Source organism: Streptomyces sp. S6 (assembly GCF_054880855.1).
The window spans coordinates 1-1,868 of the sequence record NZ_JBTYMC010000587.1 but is presented as its reverse complement, the minus strand read 5'-3'; the positions used below and the strand labels follow the sequence as shown (position 1 = coordinate 1,868).

The window sequence follows — 1,868 nt, the reverse complement described above, 5'->3', positions numbered from 1 at the left end:
GGGTCCTGTCCGCGCGAGGGGGCGTCCCCGTGGCCAGGACAGCCCCGCGCGGACAGGACCCGCCCCGACGCGGATGGCGGGCCGGCCCTGTCCGCCCTGGTGATTGTCGTGGGGGTCGGAGCCGTGGGGGTACGGGTGTGCGCGGGGATGTGAGGGTGGCGCGCGTGCGCCCCGGGTGTGCCCCGCGTGCCGGGTGTGGAGGAGTTGTGGGTGCCCCCCTCTTGATCACGTGCGGGGGTGAGCGACGATACTGGGAGGCCCCTGTCGTTCTCCGCTCCACAGATGGATCCATGTCGACCTCCAGCACCGCCGCCTCGACCCCGTCCACCGTGTGGCTGTCCCGGGGGCGCCACACCGGTTCCGCCCCGGGGGAGGTGCTGCGCGGGCATCTCCAGCGGCTGAAGGACACTGGGGAGATCGTCGACTTCCTGGAGCTGCCGCAGGACGCCCGCCCGGAGGGCCGGTTCGTGTTCGAGGCGCGGTGGCCGGTGGCGCGGGAACTGACCGTGAGGGCCCGGCTGGAGCTGGACGAGGAGGCGGACCGGGAGCAGACCCGCGCCTGGTCGCTGGTCGCGGAGGCCGAGGGGCCTTGGGAGCGGCACTGGCCCTCCCCCGCGACCCGGTTCTGGTCCGAGGACCCGTGGGAGATCGACGGCGAGTGGGATCACACCCGGACACCCGGCCTGCGGTTCCGTGCGGCCAACACGCTCCCCTCGGACGACAAGGACCTCCGCCGCGTCCTGAAGAGCGCCGCGCAGGACGACTGGTCGATCCACCTCGTCGTCCACGAGGCCATGACGCCGGACGAGCGGGGCCGTCTCCCCCTGACCCGGTTCCTGACGGACGGCCTGCGCGACCGCGTCGTCGAGCACCGCGCAGCCCCTCAGCAACTGCGCGCGGTCAACTGGGCGTTGAAGGATTCCCGGGCCGAACTCCCGCGCGGCGGCGCGGTGATCCTGCCCCGGGCCGACGCCGACCCCGCCGACTTCGCCGTCCGCACGGTCTTCCTGGACGGCTCGGAGCCCGCCGAAGTCGTCGAGGCGGTCAACCGGTTCGCCGCCCTCCCCCGGCAACTGCCGGACGGCGCCGACGTGTTGCTCACCGCCCTGCGGGAGGACTGGCATCTGCTGACCCTGCGGGAGGAGCTGGACCGTGAACGGCAGCTCGTCGCGATGTACGCGGAGGCGCTGGACGCGATGACCAAGTCCCGTGACCTGTACCGGGAGGCGGCCGAGCGGGCGCACGAGGCGCTGGAGGTGTTCCGGGAGTCGGCGGGGGCGGTGGACAGCGTCTCGGAACCGGCACCGGCGCGTCCCGCGTCCTCACCTTTTCAGCAGATCACCCGGACGTTCGAACGGTTCAAGCTGCCGAAGAAACCCGAGGAGTGAGCGGGTGGCCCGCACCGGACGGTACGGGCCACCCGCTTCAACTGCCGCTCACCTGCCCTGGGTCGACTGCGCCGCCAGCAGCAGCGTCACCAGTGCCGACAGTGCCGCGCAGGCCGCGGCCCCGCCCGCCAGCCAGCCCGGAGCCACGGTCAGGTCCATCGCTCGGGTGAGCGCCGCCGGGCCCATGCGCCCGTGCAGGAGCTGGCCGGCTGCCAGCGCCGCGGGGAGCAGGAGGGTCAGGGCCAGGAGGGGGACGGCCGGGCGGATGGTGAGCAGGACGCCCAGGACCGTGCAGACCAGGGCCGCGCCCAGGACCAGGCCGTAGACCTGGGGCGACTCACCGTCCCGGTGGAGGGGGAGCGTCGCCGCGCCGGTCGCGAGGAGCAGCAGCGCCGTGAGGCGGGAGGGCCCGTGCTCGTTGATCGCCCCGACCAACTCCCGCTGCACCCGCCCGGTGAGGACCATCCGGACGACCTCCAT

The 1,868-nt window shown here is 73.7% G+C and carries 1 protein-coding gene and 1 pseudogene; one reads left to right on the top strand and one right to left on the bottom strand.

What is annotated here, in order from left to right; translation table 11 throughout:
- Positions 1-290: 290 nt before the first annotated feature.
- Positions 291-1,388 (top strand): hypothetical protein, encoded by a 1,098-nt coding sequence (locus tag ACVNF4_RS35535; protein WP_461806964.1) that lies wholly within the window; start codon positions 291-293, stop codon positions 1,386-1,388.
- 48 nt (positions 1,389-1,436) lie between these two features.
- Here the strand turns inward: ACVNF4_RS35535 and ACVNF4_RS35530 are convergent.
- Positions 1,437-1,868 (bottom strand): annotated as a pseudogene (locus ACVNF4_RS35530) (hypothetical protein); the annotation flags it as partial.